This window comes from Mycolicibacter nonchromogenicus, from assembly GCF_002101775.1.
In the GTDB taxonomy this organism is placed as follows: Bacteria; Actinomycetota; Actinomycetes; order Mycobacteriales; family Mycobacteriaceae; genus Mycobacterium; species Mycobacterium nonchromogenicum.
In genome coordinates this window covers 54,150-68,527 of record NZ_LQPI01000048.1, presented here as the reverse complement: position 1 = coordinate 68,527, position 14,378 = coordinate 54,150, and the positions used below count along the sequence as shown (strand labels likewise).

Genomic DNA, 14,378 nt, shown 5'->3' with positions numbered 1-14,378 from the left:
GTGCTGCGTCTATTCGCGCTGGCCCGCTGCCCTCGACTCCGTCGAGGTTGCGACCACCGCGGGCGACCAGCGCTGGAGTCTATTCGCGCTGGCCCGCTTCGCCCGACTCCGTCGGTCTTGCGACCAGCGCGGTCGCCGCGAGGACTGCCACCGAGACCAGGGCCGCCAGCTGCACGCCTGCGGAATGGCCGGCATAGCCGTCCACCGACCGCCAGGGATGTCGGCCCAGCATCGCGCCCGCCGTAATGAGCCCGCCGGCGCTCAACCCCAGCCGGGCCACATCGAAGACACGCTGCCGATGCCGCAGTGCGAACAGCAACATCAGTGCGGCTACGAACACCGCCGCGCCGGTTACGCCGGCGATCAAGGAACCGACGGTCAGCGCACCGGTCGCGGCCAGGCGGCGGCCCGGCCCCCAAGGCTGCGCCGCCGGGCCGGGATCACGGGTGCGCCGCACAGGCCACCAGGCCAGCAACGCCAGCAGGGGCAGCAGAGCCAGTCCGCCGGCCATCCCGACCCGGTACATCCGGTTGGGACCGAATACCAGCGTGATCGCGCCGTCGGTGCCCTCGGGCAGCACAAAGCCCTGCTGCCATCCGTTGACCGCCACAGGCGCCAGGCGCGTGCCGTCCGAGGTGCGTGCCACCCACCCGGCGTTGATGCTCTCCGGAACGACCAGTACCCGAGCGGCCGCCGCGGGCGGCACGCTCACCTCACGCCGGTCGGCGCCCCACGCGCCGATCTCCGCGGGCGTGGTCGGGGCGGCGTCCGCGGTGGCAGCCGCGCCGGTCAGCGTGGCGCTGTCGACCACGAATGCCGGTCCGGGGCTGACCATGAATTCCTGTGCACCGGGCGGCAATTCGAGTGGACGCGTGTCGCATGCCTGCGCCGCCACCGGCTCGTCATCGAGCAGCGCGCCGACAGTGGTGGTGATCGAGGTGTGTACGAAGCGGCCGGCGATCGCAATGATCGGCCCGTGGAAGCAGTCCACGTGGACCGTGCGTGCCCGGTTGCGGGCGTGGTCGGCGGCGGCAACGGGACGTCCGTCGGCGCCGAGCACAGTGACCTCTGCCAGCCCGGGCGGCTTGAGCTGGTCGAAGCCGATCGCGGTGCGGTCGATCACGTCCTCCCACCCCAGCAGGCTGATCGTGACCTTGTCGGTGACCCGTGGCAGCAGGCGCACCCGGTCGTCGGATTCCGACAGCTCCCGGACCTGAGGACCGGAGCCCAGGTCCACGGCCACCAGCGTTGGACGTGCCGGCAGCGGGGATCGGCTGGGAGACAACCGCAGGCCGGCCACCTTGACCGGGCGGGGCAGCGTGATGGTCAGGGTCGGCGGGGATCGGTGCGCGACTACTCGCTGCGACGCCGTCCACGCGGTGCCGGGGTCACCGTCGGCCGCGGCATACGCCGACCCCAGCACGTCGAGCACGTCGGCATCCCCGTGGGCCCGTAGGGCACCCGGTTCGGCGATCAGGTCGACCAGGTTCGGGCCCTGACGCGGTCGCACCCAGACGGTCGGGGTCACCGCCATCGGTCGTGGCACGTTCAGGGTGCGGCTGAAGGTGGCGGGTTCTTCGGGCTCGAGCATCATCGACGCCGCGCAGCGCACCGCACCCTCGACCGGTGCGCAGCCCGCCCGGCCCGCCAATCCGGCCCCCAAGTCCCACTGCGCCACTTGAGCACCCGCGGGTGGCGCGGGAACCAGCGCCGTGTGGCGCAGGTCGACCGGATGCGCGAATCCGGAAGCGTCGTACTGGGTGATCGCCAAATCGGTGATGCCGAACTGCACGCCGGGCGAGCCGTCGTCGGTCCCCGCGGCGGTGATCCGCACCCAGGGTGTCTCGCCATAGGGCAGGGCCGCGATCAGGGGCTCGCCGGCGCGGTCGAACCGCAGCGTTGTGGTGCCGTTGACGGTGGAGATCTGAATGCGCCGCACCTGCGCCCCGACGGCCGTTGCGCTGGGCGTCACGGTGATGGTGCCGTTGGTCAGTGGGTGATCGAAGTCCACCTGCAGCCATTGGCCGACCGCCGACTGCAGGGCGTTGGACACCCAGGCCGTTCCCGAGTCGCCGTCGATGGCGGCGGCCGGTGAGGTCGAGGGCGCGACGTCGGGCAGGGTGGTGGCGTCCGACGACGAGCTGGACGCGGTGAGCCGGCCGCCGAGCCAGCCGCCGAACACGGTGCTGGCGCCGGGGGTCGGATAGTCGGGCACCCGGCTGTGGGTGTGCCGGGCGTCGCCGGCCGCCCGGATGGTCGACGAATTGTTGTCGACCCGGCCGTAGTCGGTCTCGCGCGCCAAGGGGGTGTCGGTGACGGTGACCACCGGCGTGCCCACATCCGCGCGCCGGGCATCGGCGGTCAGCAGCACCGGGCCCAGCGCGGGCTCATCGCGCAGGCGACGGTGTTCGTCGAGTCGCAGCAGCACCTCCGGGCCTCCGGCGACCCGCGGCATCGTGTCTAGGTCGGTCAGATACGGCGCCCCCGGATTGGTGTCCGTCCCCGGGTCGACCCGGTAGATCTCGATCGCCGGATAGGCCGGACGCAGCCCGCTGTCGGCGACGAAACCCGGAACAGTGCCCGAGCCGACGGGTTCGCCGAACTGGGCCACCCGCCGCAGACCCGGTGAGCCGTCGACCGCACGGTGGACCAGCAGTGGCCGGGCCGACCGGGAGGTGTCGGGGTCCAGGTCGTTGCGCACCACCAGGTAGGAGATGCCTTGTCTGATCAAGGTGTCGGCCAGGCCGGCGGACGGGCGGCCGGCGGCGAACAGGCGCTGCACCGAGTCGAGCGCCCGAATGGTCTGCGGCGGGGTCAGCGGAATCGAGTCGCGCACCCCCCACGGGCCGACATCGAGGACCTGCAGCGGTTCGTCGTGGCTGTTGCCCCAGGTCTGGGTGGCAAACGGTGCCCCCGGTGCCACCAGCACCCGACCCGGGGTGGGGCCACCGCCGTTGTGGTCGCGCAGCCAAGCCGCGGCCTCGCGCCAATACTGCGGCAGTGCGGTGAATGTTCCCGGCGGGGTGAGCCGCCCGGTCCAGGCCAGTGAGGTGGAGACCATCAGCGCTGTCAGGACCACCAGAGCGACCGCGGCCGATTTGTGGTGTTCGGGGTGGACGAACGCGCGCCGCCACACCGGCGCCGGAGCGCTGCCCGGCAGCGGTATGCGGCCCAGCAGGTGGGTGAGTCCCAAGACCACCGGGATTCGGAGCACCGACTCGAGTTTGTGCAGGTTGCGCAGCGGCGCACCGGCCCCGTCCAGAAAGGTCTGCACTGCGTGGGCCAGTGGTGAGCCCAGCCCACCCGCATAGCCGATGGCCAGCAGCGTCACCCCGATCAGCAGCATGGTGACCAGCCGACCGGCGCCGGGCGAGCGCCGCGACAGCATGCCGGTCAGTCCGGCCAGCCCGCCGGCCGCCACCAAGACGGTGCCCAGGATCATCACCGGGCTCGTGACCAGCGGCGCCCCGGCCGTGGCATTCGGCGCCACGAACGGTGTCCAGCTGTGGGTGCCCCGCAACATTTCGGTCAGCGACGTCCACCGGGTGGTGACGCCGGCTGATTCGATGAAGTCCAGGAACGGTGGGCTGACCCGACCCAGCAGCAGCAGGGCCACCACCCACCAGGTCACCGCCAGCGCGAGCGCCAGCAGCCACCAGCCGGTGAACCGCCACCAGCGTCGGTTCGGGCGGTGACACAGCCACCAGATGATCGCCGGCAGGCACCCCGCCAGCGTCGCGACCGCGTTCACGGCGCCCATCAACGCAACCGCGACCCCGGCCTGCCCGGCCAATACCCGGGTGGGTCGCTCCGGGGTGTCCGGGCTGGGCTCACCCGGCACGCCCAACGCCCGGATGACCGGCAGCAACACCCAGGGGGCCAGCATCATCGGCAGCGTCTCCGACGAGATGGAACCCAGGGTGGTGAGCACCCGCGGCGACAGGGCGAACGCGGCAGCGCCGATCAGTCGCGCCGTCGGAGTCCCGATCCGCAGCGCCTCGGCGACCCGCAGCAGGCCCCAGAACCCCGCGGTGAGCAACACCGCCCACCACAGCCGCTGAACGATCCAGCCGGGCAACCCCAGCAGATCACCGGCCAGGAAGAAGGTGCCGTGCGGAAACAGGTAGCCGTACGCCTGGTTCTGCACCTGCCCGAACGGCAGTTCGCTGCTCCACAGGTTGGCGGCACGAGCCAAAAACCTCAGCGGCGCGATGGTCAGATCGAGTTTGGTGTCCGGCGAGATCCGTCCGGGTGCCTGCAGCAGGCTGAGAATCAGCGCCACGGCACCGACCACCCACAACCAGCGTCGAGACAACGGTGTCACAGCCTGCGGCTTAGCCGGCGGACGCTCAGGTGTTGCCGGCGTCCGCAGGTCAGCCGCGGTTGCCGTACTCCACCCTGTTCAACACCGAGGACTGCGGGTCGCCTCCGGCGATCTGGGGCTTGGTGTCTTGTTGCACCATCAGGGTGACCCCGAAGACGGCCGCCGCGCCCAGCAATACGCCCACGACGATGCTTATGGCGGCCGGCACCACGAACCGAGGCATCGTCTGGCTCCTTCTGCACTCACGTGACGTAGATCGGGGGCCGCCAACATCAGCCCCCGCGTGGACCCCGCCCGCCAACGTAGCACGCGAGGCTCGCATGAGCCGGGCGGTTCCGCCCGTGACAGCATGGTGCGATGCCTGGACCGCTGACTCGACCACTGCCCGGTCTGATGCTGGCCGCCGCGCTGTTGCCGGCACTCGTCACCTCCTGCTCGCACCCTGGCGAGTCGCCCACGCCGTCGTCCGATGCCGCGGCGGCGCCGACAGCTACAGCGTCTGCATCGCCGGAGGAGTCGGTGTGCGAGCAGCTGTCGGCGCTGTCGCTGCGCGACAAGTTGGCACAACTGGTGATGGTGGGGGTCCGTGATGCGGCTGATGCCCGCGCGGTGGTCACCGATCACCACGTCGGCGGCATCTTCATCGGCAGCTGGACCGAGTTGTCCATGCTCACCGATGGGTCACTGACGGACATCAAGGAAAGCCAGGCGTCCACCGGGCCCCTGCCCCTGGCGGTCAGCGTGGACGAGGAGGGCGGCCGGGTATCGCGGCTGTCGTCGCTGATCGGGAAATCTTTCTCGGCGAAGGAGCTGGCGCAGACCAGCAGCGCCGCGCAGGTTCGCGAGCTGGCCGCCGACCGGGGTCGCAAGATGGCTGAGCTGGGCATCACCGTGGACTTCGCGCCGGTTGTCGACGTGGTGGACGAGGACACCGACGACGACACCGTGATCGGTGACCGGTCGTTCGGCTCGGACCCGGCCAAGGTCACCGAGTACGCCGGCGCGTACGCGCAGGGTCTGCGGGACGCCGGGCTGCTGCCGGTGCTCAAGCATTTCCCCGGCCACGGCCACGGTTCCGGCGACTCGCACACCGCCGGCGTGGTGGTCACGCCGCCCTTGGCGCAGTTGCAGGACAACGACTTGGTGCCCTACCGCACCCTGGTCACGCAGGCGCCGGTGGCGGTGATGCTGGGTCACCTGGAGGTGCCCGGGCTGACCGAGGATCCGGCCAGCCTGAGCCCGGCGGCGGTCACCCTGCTGCGCACCGGCACCGACTACCGCGCGCCGGCGTTCGACGGCCCGGTGTTCAGCGACGACCTGTCGTCGATGGCGGCCATCACCGAGCACTACGGGGTCGCCGAAGCTGTGCTGCGCAGCCTGGCGGCCGGCGTCGACATCGCGCTGTGGGTCACCACCGACGAAGTGCCGGAGGTGCTGGATCGGCTGGAGGAGGCGGTGTCCGCCGGTGAGCTGAGGTCCGAGGCCGTCGATGCGTCGCTGGCGCGAATCGCCGCGGTCAAGAAGCCGGGTGTGCACTGCCACGGGTGATTCCGGCGGCGCGGACAGCACACAAGTTACTCTTCGGTAAGATCGTGCCGAGGGGGAGCGCGGAAGGACCTCAAGGCGATGGCAGCTGGTAGCAAGCGGTTACCGAGGGCCGTGCGTGAACAGCAGATGCTCGACGCCGCGGTGCAGATGTTCTCGATCAACGGATACCACGAGACCTCGATGGATTCGATCGCCGCAGCCGCCCAGATCTCCAAGCCGATGCTCTACCTGTACTACGGCTCAAAAGAGGAACTCTTCGGGGCCTGCCTGGACCGGGAGCTGGGGCGTTTCGTGGAGTCGGTGCGCACCGCGATCGACTTTCAGCAACCCCCGAAAGACATGCTGCGCAACACGATCCGAGCCTTCCTGCGTTACATCGATGCCAACCGCGCGTCGTGGATCGTGATGTATACCCAGGCCACCAGTTCGCAGGCCTTCGCGCACACCGTGCGCGAGGGCCGCGAGCGAATCATCGAGCTGGTCGGCCGGCTGCTGCGGGCCGGGACGCGTAAGCCCGAGCCGGGTGTGGACTTCGAGTTGATGGCGGTGGCGCTGGTGGGCGCCGGCGAGGCGATCGCCAGCCGGGTCAGCACCGGTGACACCGGCGTCGACGAAGCCGGTGAGCTGATGATCGACCTGTTCTGGCGTGGCCTCAAGGAAGCCCCCGGGGGTCGCGACGGTGCCGAGGCCGCCGCGGCCGGGTAACTCCGACGCGGCCTTTAGGCCGTGAAGAGATCCTGGATGGTCGCGGTGATCTCTGCGACCGCACCGTTGAGTGCGAGGAACTCGAAACCGGCTGCCAGCGTTCCCAATCCGACAACTCCGGCAATCGGCAGTCCGATGGCGTCGATGAGGTCGCCCTGGGCCAGTTCCTGGGCGAACACCTCGAATGCATAGGCCGGCGCGGTGGTGAGCAGGGCGTTGAGGATGTCGGCAGTGGGAAGCAGCGTCGCGTAGGCCGACGCGGCGATGCTGCTGAACGCGTTGGCGAGTTCGCTGAGGCTGGGCAGCGCGAAGGTGACGTCATCTGCCGCGGCGCCCAGGAAATCGGCTGGACTGGGGAAGGACAGATTCGCCAGATCGTCGACGAAGTCGTTCCAGCCCTCTTGGGCTCCTGCGCCCAGCGCGGTCAGGACCTCACCCCAGTCGAGGTCGGTGGGGAACAACTCGAACGGCGCGGCCACGTTGGCCGGGCCGGCGGACCAGCCTTCGGTGATGCTGCCGTAGCCGAGGTTCACCAGGATCCGCATGCTCGGTTCCAAGAGGTCGTAGAGCGGTTGGCCGATCAGCGGGATCGATTGCAGCGGCATCAACAGCGGCAGTATCTCGCTGGGAATCATGAAGTACTGGGTGCTTCCGTCGTAACCCTCGCTCATCGGCAACTCGATGGCCGTCGCCAGCTGTTCGGGGGTCAGGCTCGGGTAGATCGTGTGCTCGTAGATGATGCCCAGGACTGCGTTGAGGTCGGCGAGGAAATTGATCGGGTACTTCGGAAAGTCGGCGTAGCCGTCGTATTCCAGCGTGTAGACCGACGTGTCCCACGGGGTGCCGTCGGGGATCGCGCCGTTGAACGTGATGCCCAGGCTCGGGATGGTGGGGTAGCTGCCGTCGGTCAAGACGTCGAAACGTTCGAACAGGCCGCCGTTGGGGTTGTTGGGGGCGCCGAGCAGCACAAAGGACAGTTGGTCGGCCGTCGGCTGTAGCTCGGGAGCCAGCGCCAACAGATCGCGCATCACCAGTGTGGAGATGGTGCTGCTCTGCGAGTAGCCCAGGATGACGAGGTTGTTCCCCTCGGCGATCTGTTCGTTGATCGTGTTGTGCAGGATGGTGACGCCCTGGGCGATCGAGGGATCCAGCTCCAGGCTCTTCACGCCGCTGTTGGGGTAGAGCCCCTCCGGCGTGAACAGGGGGTTCACCGCATCGACCGGGTAGCGGGGCTGGCCGTCGAAGAACGGGGTGGCGGGGTCGATGTAGCGGGCGAAGATCGCGTCCATGTAGCTCGGGGGCGGGATCGGCAGGCCGCTGCCGCCCATGATCCACGCTTCGGTGTCGAGCAGTTTTACCTGGGCCGCAACGGTTTTCCACCCGATTGTCGGTCCCGGCTGCAGTGCCGGGGACACGGCCAGGGCGGCGGCGGAGGTGACGGCCAGCGGTACCGCCAGCGCGTGCAGCGGCCGACCGGTCTTTTTTGGACGAAACGTGAACGCCATCGAGCGTTTCCTTACAATTGCCTCAGGGCAAGGTCTTCAGGCCTGAACAGCGGAAATGTCGACCGAGCACGGGTTGACTGTTCATCTGATCAGCCAGATTAGCTGTGTCTGGTCTGTTAACGCAATAGGGGAATCCCAATGAAAACTGGCACGCGAGCCGAGCAGCGTGTCGCCACGCGACAAGCACTGGTGGCAGCAGCGGTCCAGCAGTTACGGACCGAGGGCATTGCCGCGGTGACGACGCGCCGGGTGGCCGGTGCCGCGGGGGTTTCACAGAGCACGGTGATGTACCACTTCCCCTCGCGCGATGACTTGGTGACCGCGGCTGTTGCGCAGATCGCGCTCGAGCTGGCGGATCAGGCCCGCGTCCACTTCGAGGAGACCGCCGCGACCACCACCCTGGACCTGAGCGGATTCCTCGACCTGATCTGGCGCGAATTCACCACCCCCCAAGCGCTTTCGGTCGCTTACCTGTGGGCTGCGTGCTGGACGGATCCGCAGGTCGCCGAGACGGTGAAGTCGTTGGAGAAACACATGTTCAGCCTGGCCGTCGCCGCGGCCGAAGCGCTGCCCGTTCCCGCCCCGGGCTTCGACCCGGCGGCCTTCATGGACACCGTGGTGGTCCTGATCCGTGGCCTGGTGATCTCGATCCCGGTGTGGGGTCTCGAGTTCATCAGTGCCCATTGGGAGATCAGCAAGGCCAACCTGTTGAAGGTGGCCGGCGTCCCCGCCGAGTTATAGCGGCCGCACCGAACCGGTCAGGTACGGGTAGCCCTTGGCGATATTGCGCAGCGCCAGATCCCAGCCGCCGTCCACCTTGTCGATGTAGAGGCCGGGGCTGGCCGGCAGCAGCATCGGCTTGCCGAAGCGCACCGTGTAGTCCACGGCGTCCGGAATGGCACCTTCGATGTTGGCCAGGACCGTTGCCGCCGAAAACATCCCGTGTGCGATCGCGGTGGGGAAGCCGAACAGCTTGGCACCGATCGAGCTGGTGTGGATCGGGTTGTGGTCGCCGCTGGCCGATGCGTAGCGCCGAATCTGTCCCGGGGTCACCCGCAGCACCGCGTTCGGCGGGCCCAGCTTGGGCTGCTTCGCCGGTGCGGGCTTCGGCTCGTCGGACAGGCTGGTGCGCTGCTGGTGCAGAAACGTCGTCACCTGATGCCAGGCGGGGTCGTTTCCCACGTTGATGTCGGTGACGATGTCGACCAGCAGACCCTTGCGGTGCTCGCGCAGGTTTTCCGCTCGCACAGTCACTGCGACGGTGTCGGTGACCGAGATCGGGCGCAGCCGGGTGATCCGGTTTTCGGTGTGCACCGACCCCATTGCGGCGAACGGGAAGTCGAACCCGGTGGCCAGCTCCATCACGGTGGGGAAGGTCAAAGCGAAGGGATAGGTCAGCGGAACCTGATCCGCGAAGCGCAGCCCGGTGACCGCCGCATAGGAGGCGACGTGGTCGGCATCGATAGCCAGGTTCTCGACCCGCAGCGTACGGTTCGGCAGGGTCTGCGTACGCGGAATGAAGGGCAGCGCGCCGGCGACCGCACGCACCATGTTTCTCATGCCGCTGGGTTGAGACATGCGTTTCACGCCCCCAACATGGCCTGGCCGCAGACCCGGATCGTGTTGCCGGTCACCGCATTCGACGCCGGGCTGGCGAAGTAGCCGATCAACTCGGCGACGTCGACGGGCTGACCGCCCTGGAACAGCGAGTTGAGCCGACGGGCGACCTCGCGGGTGGCCAGCGGGATCGCCGCCGTCATCTCGGTCTCGATGAACCCGGGGGCTACGGCATTGATCGTGATGCCCTTCTTGGCCAGCGTCGGAGCCAATGCTTCGGTCAGGCCGATCATGCCGGCCTTGGTGGCCGCGTAGTTGGTCTGGCCGCGGTTGCCCGCGATCCCGGCCATGGACGACAGGCCGATCACCCGGCCGCCCTCGCCGATGCTGCCGTTGGCGACCAGTCCTTCGGTAAGACGCTGCGGTGCGAGCAGGTTGACGGCCAGAACCGCGTTCCACCGGGCGTCGTCCATGTTGGCCAGCAGTTTGTCGCGAGTGATGCCGGCGTTGTTGACCAGTACGTCGGCCTTGCCCCCGTGGTGTTCGGCGAGGTGCGCGGTGATCACCTCCACGGCGTCGTCGGCGGTGACATCCAGCGGCAGCGCGGTCCCGCCCACCCGCGAGGCTGTCTTCTCCAGCGCCTCGGCGGCCTGCGGCACGTCGATCGCCACCACCTTGGCGCCGTCACGAGCGAACACCTCGGCGATGGTGGCGCCGATACCGCGCGCCGCACCGGTGATGATCGCGACCCTGCCCTCCAACGGACGGTCCCAGTCGGCGGGGGCGGTCGCGTCGTCGGCACCCACGTAGAACACCTGGCCGTCGACGTAGGCCGAGCGGCCCGAGAGGATGAATCGCAGTGTCGATTCCAAGCCGGTGGCCCCCGGCTTGGCGTCCGGCGACAGGTACACCAGTTGCACCGTGGCGCCACGCTGCAGCTCCTTGCCCAGGGAGCGGGTGAACCCCTCCAGCGCTCGCTGGGCGATCTGCTCGTCGGCGCTGCCGGCTGCGGCCGGGGTGGTGCCGACGACGACCAGCCGGCCACAGCGGCCCACATTGCGCAGCAGCGGGGTGAAGAACTCGTGCAGCTGGGTCAGTTGCGCGGGCGTGGTGATGCCGGTGGCGTCGAAGACCAACCCGCCGAACGAGTCGGCCCACCGGCCGCCGAGATTGTCACCGACCAGCTCGTAGTCGTCGGCCAGAGCGGCCCGCAGCGGCTCGGCCACCCGGCCTGATCCGCCGATCAACAGCGGTCCGGCCAGTGCGGGCTCGCCGACCCGGTAACGGCGCAGGGGCTCGGGCTGCGGAACGCCGAGCTGCTTGGACAGGAACGATCCGGGAGTGGAGTTGAGAATCTGGGACAACAGGTCCGAGGAGAGCTTGGGAGCCTTGGGGGCCATCGTGCTGCCTTCCTTGTGAGGACGTGCCTGGTGCGGGCTACGGTGTCGACAACGAACTTACTCCAGAGTAAGAATACTGGGTAGCATCAGCCCGACGGTCCCCGGCAATACCGGGGACCCACCATCAGAGACGAGAGATCGTGGCACCTGCATCTGCTGCTCAACCCGCCGAGGCAACCGCCGGCTCGCGACGCCGTGTCGCCGTCCTCGGAGGCAACCGCATTCCCTTCGCGCGCTCCGACGGCGCCTACGCCAACGCGTCCAACCAGGACATGTTCACCGCGGCGCTGGGCGGCCTCGTCGATCGCTTCGGCCTGTCCGGCGAGAAGCTGGACGCGGTGATCGGCGGGGCGGTGCTCAAGCACAGCCGCGACTTCAACCTGATCCGCGAATCGGTGCTCGGCTCGGCGCTGTCGCCCTACACGCAGGCCTTCGACCTGCAGCAGGCCTGTGGCACTGGGCTGCAGGCGGCGATCTGCGCCGCCGACGGGATCGCCGCCGGTCGCTACGAGGTGGCCGCCGCCGGTGGCGTGGACACCACCTCGGATGCACCGCTGGCCGTCGGCAACGAGCTGCGCCGCACGCTGCTCGCGCTGCGCCGGTCGAAGTCCAACGTGCAGCGCCTCAAGCTGGTCGGCAAGTTGCCCGCCGCGCTGGGCGTGGAGATCCCGGCCAACAAGGAATCGCGGACCGGTCTGTCCATGGGTGAACACCAGGCCATCACCACCAAGCAGATGGGCATCAAGCGGGTCGACCAGGACGAGTTGGCCGCCGCCAGCCACCGCAATATGGCCGCCGCCTATGACCGCGGCTTCTTCGACGACCTCGTGACGCCGTTCCAGGGGCTCTACCGTGACGACAACCTGCGGCCCCAGTCCAGCCCGGAGAAGCTGGCCACGCTCAAACCGGTGTTCGGCACCAAGGCCGGTGATGCCACCATGACCGCGGGCAACTCCACCCCGCTCACCGACGGGGCGTCGGTGGCGCTGCTGGCCAGCGAGGAGTGGGCGGCCGCGCACAACCTGACTCCGCTGGCGTACTTCGTCGACGCCGAGACGGCCGCGGTGGACTATGTCAACGGCGCCGACGGGCTGTTGATGGCCCCCACCTACGCGGTGCCGCGGCTGCTGGCGCGCAACGGGCTGACCCTGCAGGACTTCGACTTCTACGAGATCCACGAGGCGTTCGCCTCCACGGTGTTGTGCCACCTGGCGGCGTGGGAGTCCGAGGAGTACTGCACACAGCGGCTGGGACTGGATTCGGCGCTGGGCGCCATCGACCGGACCAAGCTCAACGTCAACGGCTCGTCGCTGGCGGCGGGGCACCCGTTCGCGGCCACCGGGGGACGGATCGTGGCGCAGGCGGCCAAGCAGATCGCCGAGGCCAAGCAGGGCCGTAAGGGTGCCGCCAAGAACAAGCCGGTGCGTGCGCTGATCTCGATCTGCGCCGCCGGAGGCCAGGGCGTGGCCGCCATCCTCGAGGGATAAAGGCGACGATCCGACGTTTGGCACCCGCCGACTCGGGGTAATTCAGACACCGGTTCGCTTCGCGACCCGCGCGCCCCGGTGGCAGCGCGCGAAGCAGGCTGCCCGGTCCGCCGCTGAACTGAGGGGATTCAGCGGCGGACCGTTTGGCTTCGCCGGTTGCGCACCGCGCCGATCGCCTGGTCCCACAGCAACAGCGCGCTGGCCTTCAATTGGGCAGGCTTCGCCAGCTCCTTGGCCATCAGCGCGGTGGCCGCTGCCTTGGTCTGCACCGATGCCTTCGAGGTGTGGCCGGAGTCGAATGGTGGCTGGGGGTCGTATTCCATCGACAACTGGATCGCCTTGGCCCGGCCCTCGCCGCCGATCTGGCCGGCCAGCCACAATCCGAGGTCGATACCGGCTGAGACTCCCGCGCAGGTGACGATGTCCCCCTCGTGCACGATGCGCTCGTCACCGACGGCGGTGGCGCCGAACGTCTTCAGCGCCGGCAGTGCCATCCAGTGCGAGGTGGCGCGCCTTCCGGTGAGCAGCCCGGCGGCGCCGAGGATGACCGACCCCGAGCACACCGACGCCGTCCACGTCGCTGTGCGGTGAGCGGCTCGGACCCAGTCCAGCAGCTTCTCGTCGCGGGCGTGTTCGATGGTCGTCATCCCGCCGGGGATCAGAATCACGTCGGGCGTGGGCGTCTCGTCAAACGAATGGGTTGCCCCGACCACCAGTACGCCGGAGTCGGCGGTGATCGGTCCCGGCTCGTGCCACACGAAGCGCACCTGGGCATCAGGAAGCCAGCGCAACACCTCGTAGGGGCCGATGAAGTCCAGGGAGGTGAATCCGGGGTAGAGCACGATTGCGATCTGCATGGCGTTTTCCTTTCAGGCGAAGGTCTTGCGGTAGTGATCGGGTGAAATGCCGAGACGGCGGATAAAGGTGCGCCGCAGTGTTTCCGCGGTTCCGAAGCCACAGCGGCCGGCGATCGCGACCACGGTGTCGTCGGTCTCCTCGAGTTGCCGGCGGGCGGCCTCGGTGCGCACGCGCTCGACGTACGCGCCCGGAGCCATCCCCACTTCGTCGGTGAAGACCCGGGTGAAATGGCGCGGACTCATCGAGGCGCGCGCCGCCAGTTCGTGGATGCGGTGCGTGCGCCCGGGCTCGGATTCGATCAGCTCCTGGACGGCGCGGATGGGCGCGCGCCGCGAGCGCGGCAGCCACCCGGGCTCCGCAAACTGGGACTGGCCGCCGGGGCGCCGCAGATACAGCACCAGCCAGCGGGCGGTGGTCTGCGCCACCTCGGTTCCGTAGTCTTCCTCCACCAACGCCAGGGCCAGATCGATGCCGGCGGTGACCCCGGCCGCGGTCCACACCGTCTCCGAACTGCGCACGAAGATGGGTTCCGGGTCGACCGTGACCGCGGGGAACTCACGGGCCAGCGCATCGGCGAACGCCCAGTGCGTGGTGGCGCGGCAGCCGTCGAGCAGACCCGCCCGTGCGGCCAGGAACGCCCCGGTACAGACGCTGACCACGCGCCGGCAGTGGGCCGAGGCGCTGCGGACCCACTCGACGGCTTCGGCGTGGGCCGTGTCTGCGCCGGCGCCGCCGGGCAGCACCAGGGTGTCGACGGACTCGGTCGGTTGGGGAAGGGGGCTCGGCAGCAGCGCCAGCCCGCTGCTGGTGGCGATCGGCGCGCCGTCGACGCTCGCCACCGTGACCCGATAGCCGCCCGCACCACGTCCCTGACCGTGCAGCACGAGTGTCGCGGTCGCGAAGACCTCGGCGGGCCCGAAGACATCCAGTGACTGGATGCCGGGGTAACCGAGGATGACGACGTGGCGAGGCACGTCCTCAGTGTCCGACGCCC

Annotated in this window: 11 protein-coding genes; 4 read left to right on the top strand and 7 right to left on the bottom strand. The window is 69.1% G+C overall.

Annotated features, from left to right (window positions below):
• Positions 1 to 79: 79 nt before the first annotated feature.
• Together AWC18_RS13125 and AWC18_RS13120 are read right to left on the bottom strand one after the other, a co-directional pair.
• Positions 80 to 4,324: an alpha-(1->3)-arabinofuranosyltransferase gene (locus AWC18_RS13125; RefSeq protein ID WP_109560076.1), complete on the bottom strand. Its 4,245-nt coding sequence runs from the start codon at positions 4,322 to 4,324 to the stop codon at positions 80 to 82.
• A gap of 49 nt (positions 4,325 to 4,373) precedes the next feature.
• Positions 4,374 to 4,547: a DUF2613 domain-containing protein gene (locus AWC18_RS13120; RefSeq protein ID WP_013827163.1), complete on the bottom strand. Its 174-nt coding sequence runs from the start codon at positions 4,545 to 4,547 to the stop codon at positions 4,374 to 4,376.
• 134 nt (positions 4,548 to 4,681) lie between these two features.
• Between AWC18_RS13120 and AWC18_RS13115 the strand changes: the two genes are divergently transcribed.
• Positions 4,682 to 5,872 carry a glycoside hydrolase family 3 N-terminal domain-containing protein gene (locus tag AWC18_RS13115; protein ID WP_272937694.1) on the top strand — a complete coding sequence of 397 codons (1,191 nt, stop codon included), beginning with the start codon at positions 4,682 to 4,684 and terminating at the stop codon, positions 5,870 to 5,872.
• A gap of 78 nt (positions 5,873 to 5,950) precedes the next feature.
• A complete protein-coding gene (locus AWC18_RS13110; protein WP_085139009.1) occupies positions 5,951 to 6,577 on the top strand; it encodes a TetR/AcrR family transcriptional regulator in 627 nt (208 codons plus the stop codon).
• Between the two features lie 14 nt (positions 6,578 to 6,591).
• Here AWC18_RS13110 and AWC18_RS13105 read toward each other — a convergent pair whose 3' ends face one another.
• A complete protein-coding gene (locus tag AWC18_RS13105; protein WP_085139008.1) occupies positions 6,592 to 8,082 on the bottom strand; it encodes a PE-PPE domain-containing protein in 1,491 nt (496 codons plus the stop codon).
• Positions 8,083 to 8,220: 138 nt separating this feature from the next.
• On the opposite strand from AWC18_RS13105, the gene AWC18_RS13100 reads away from it, so the two are divergent.
• The gene (locus tag AWC18_RS13100) at positions 8,221 to 8,823 is read left to right on the top strand and encodes a TetR/AcrR family transcriptional regulator (RefSeq protein ID WP_085139007.1); all 603 of its coding nucleotides are present in this window, start codon (positions 8,221 to 8,223) and stop codon (positions 8,821 to 8,823) included.
• Here AWC18_RS13100 and AWC18_RS13095 read toward each other — a convergent pair.
• Both AWC18_RS13095 and AWC18_RS13090 read right to left on the bottom strand, forming a co-directional pair.
• A complete protein-coding gene (locus AWC18_RS13095; protein ID WP_085139090.1) occupies positions 8,818 to 9,660 on the bottom strand; it encodes a MaoC/PaaZ C-terminal domain-containing protein in 843 nt (280 codons plus the stop codon). The two genes, AWC18_RS13100 and AWC18_RS13095, sit on opposite strands and share 6 nt — an antisense overlap.
• Before the next feature lie 5 nt (positions 9,661 to 9,665).
• Positions 9,666 to 11,039 carry a 3-oxoacyl-ACP reductase gene (locus AWC18_RS13090; RefSeq protein ID WP_085139006.1) on the bottom strand — a complete coding sequence of 458 codons (1,374 nt, stop codon included), beginning with the start codon at positions 11,037 to 11,039 and terminating at the stop codon, positions 9,666 to 9,668.
• Between the two features lie 140 nt (positions 11,040 to 11,179).
• Between AWC18_RS13090 and AWC18_RS13085 the strand changes: the two genes are divergently transcribed.
• On the top strand, positions 11,180 to 12,526 hold the full coding sequence (locus tag AWC18_RS13085) for an acetyl-CoA C-acetyltransferase (protein ID WP_085139005.1): 1,347 nt from the start codon (positions 11,180 to 11,182) through the stop codon (positions 12,524 to 12,526).
• Between the two features lie 128 nt (positions 12,527 to 12,654).
• On the opposite strand, the gene AWC18_RS13080 is transcribed toward AWC18_RS13085, so the two are convergent.
• Together AWC18_RS13080 and AWC18_RS13075 are read right to left on the bottom strand one after the other, a co-directional pair.
• On the bottom strand, positions 12,655 to 13,383 hold the full coding sequence (locus AWC18_RS13080) for a DJ-1/PfpI family protein (RefSeq protein ID WP_085139004.1): 729 nt from the start codon (positions 13,381 to 13,383) through the stop codon (positions 12,655 to 12,657).
• A 12-nt stretch (positions 13,384 to 13,395) separates the two neighbouring features.
• The gene (locus AWC18_RS13075; protein WP_064997405.1) at positions 13,396 to 14,358 is read right to left on the bottom strand and encodes a GlxA family transcriptional regulator; all 963 of its coding nucleotides are present in this window, start codon (positions 14,356 to 14,358) and stop codon (positions 13,396 to 13,398) included.
• Positions 14,359 to 14,378: the final 20 nt, after the last annotated feature.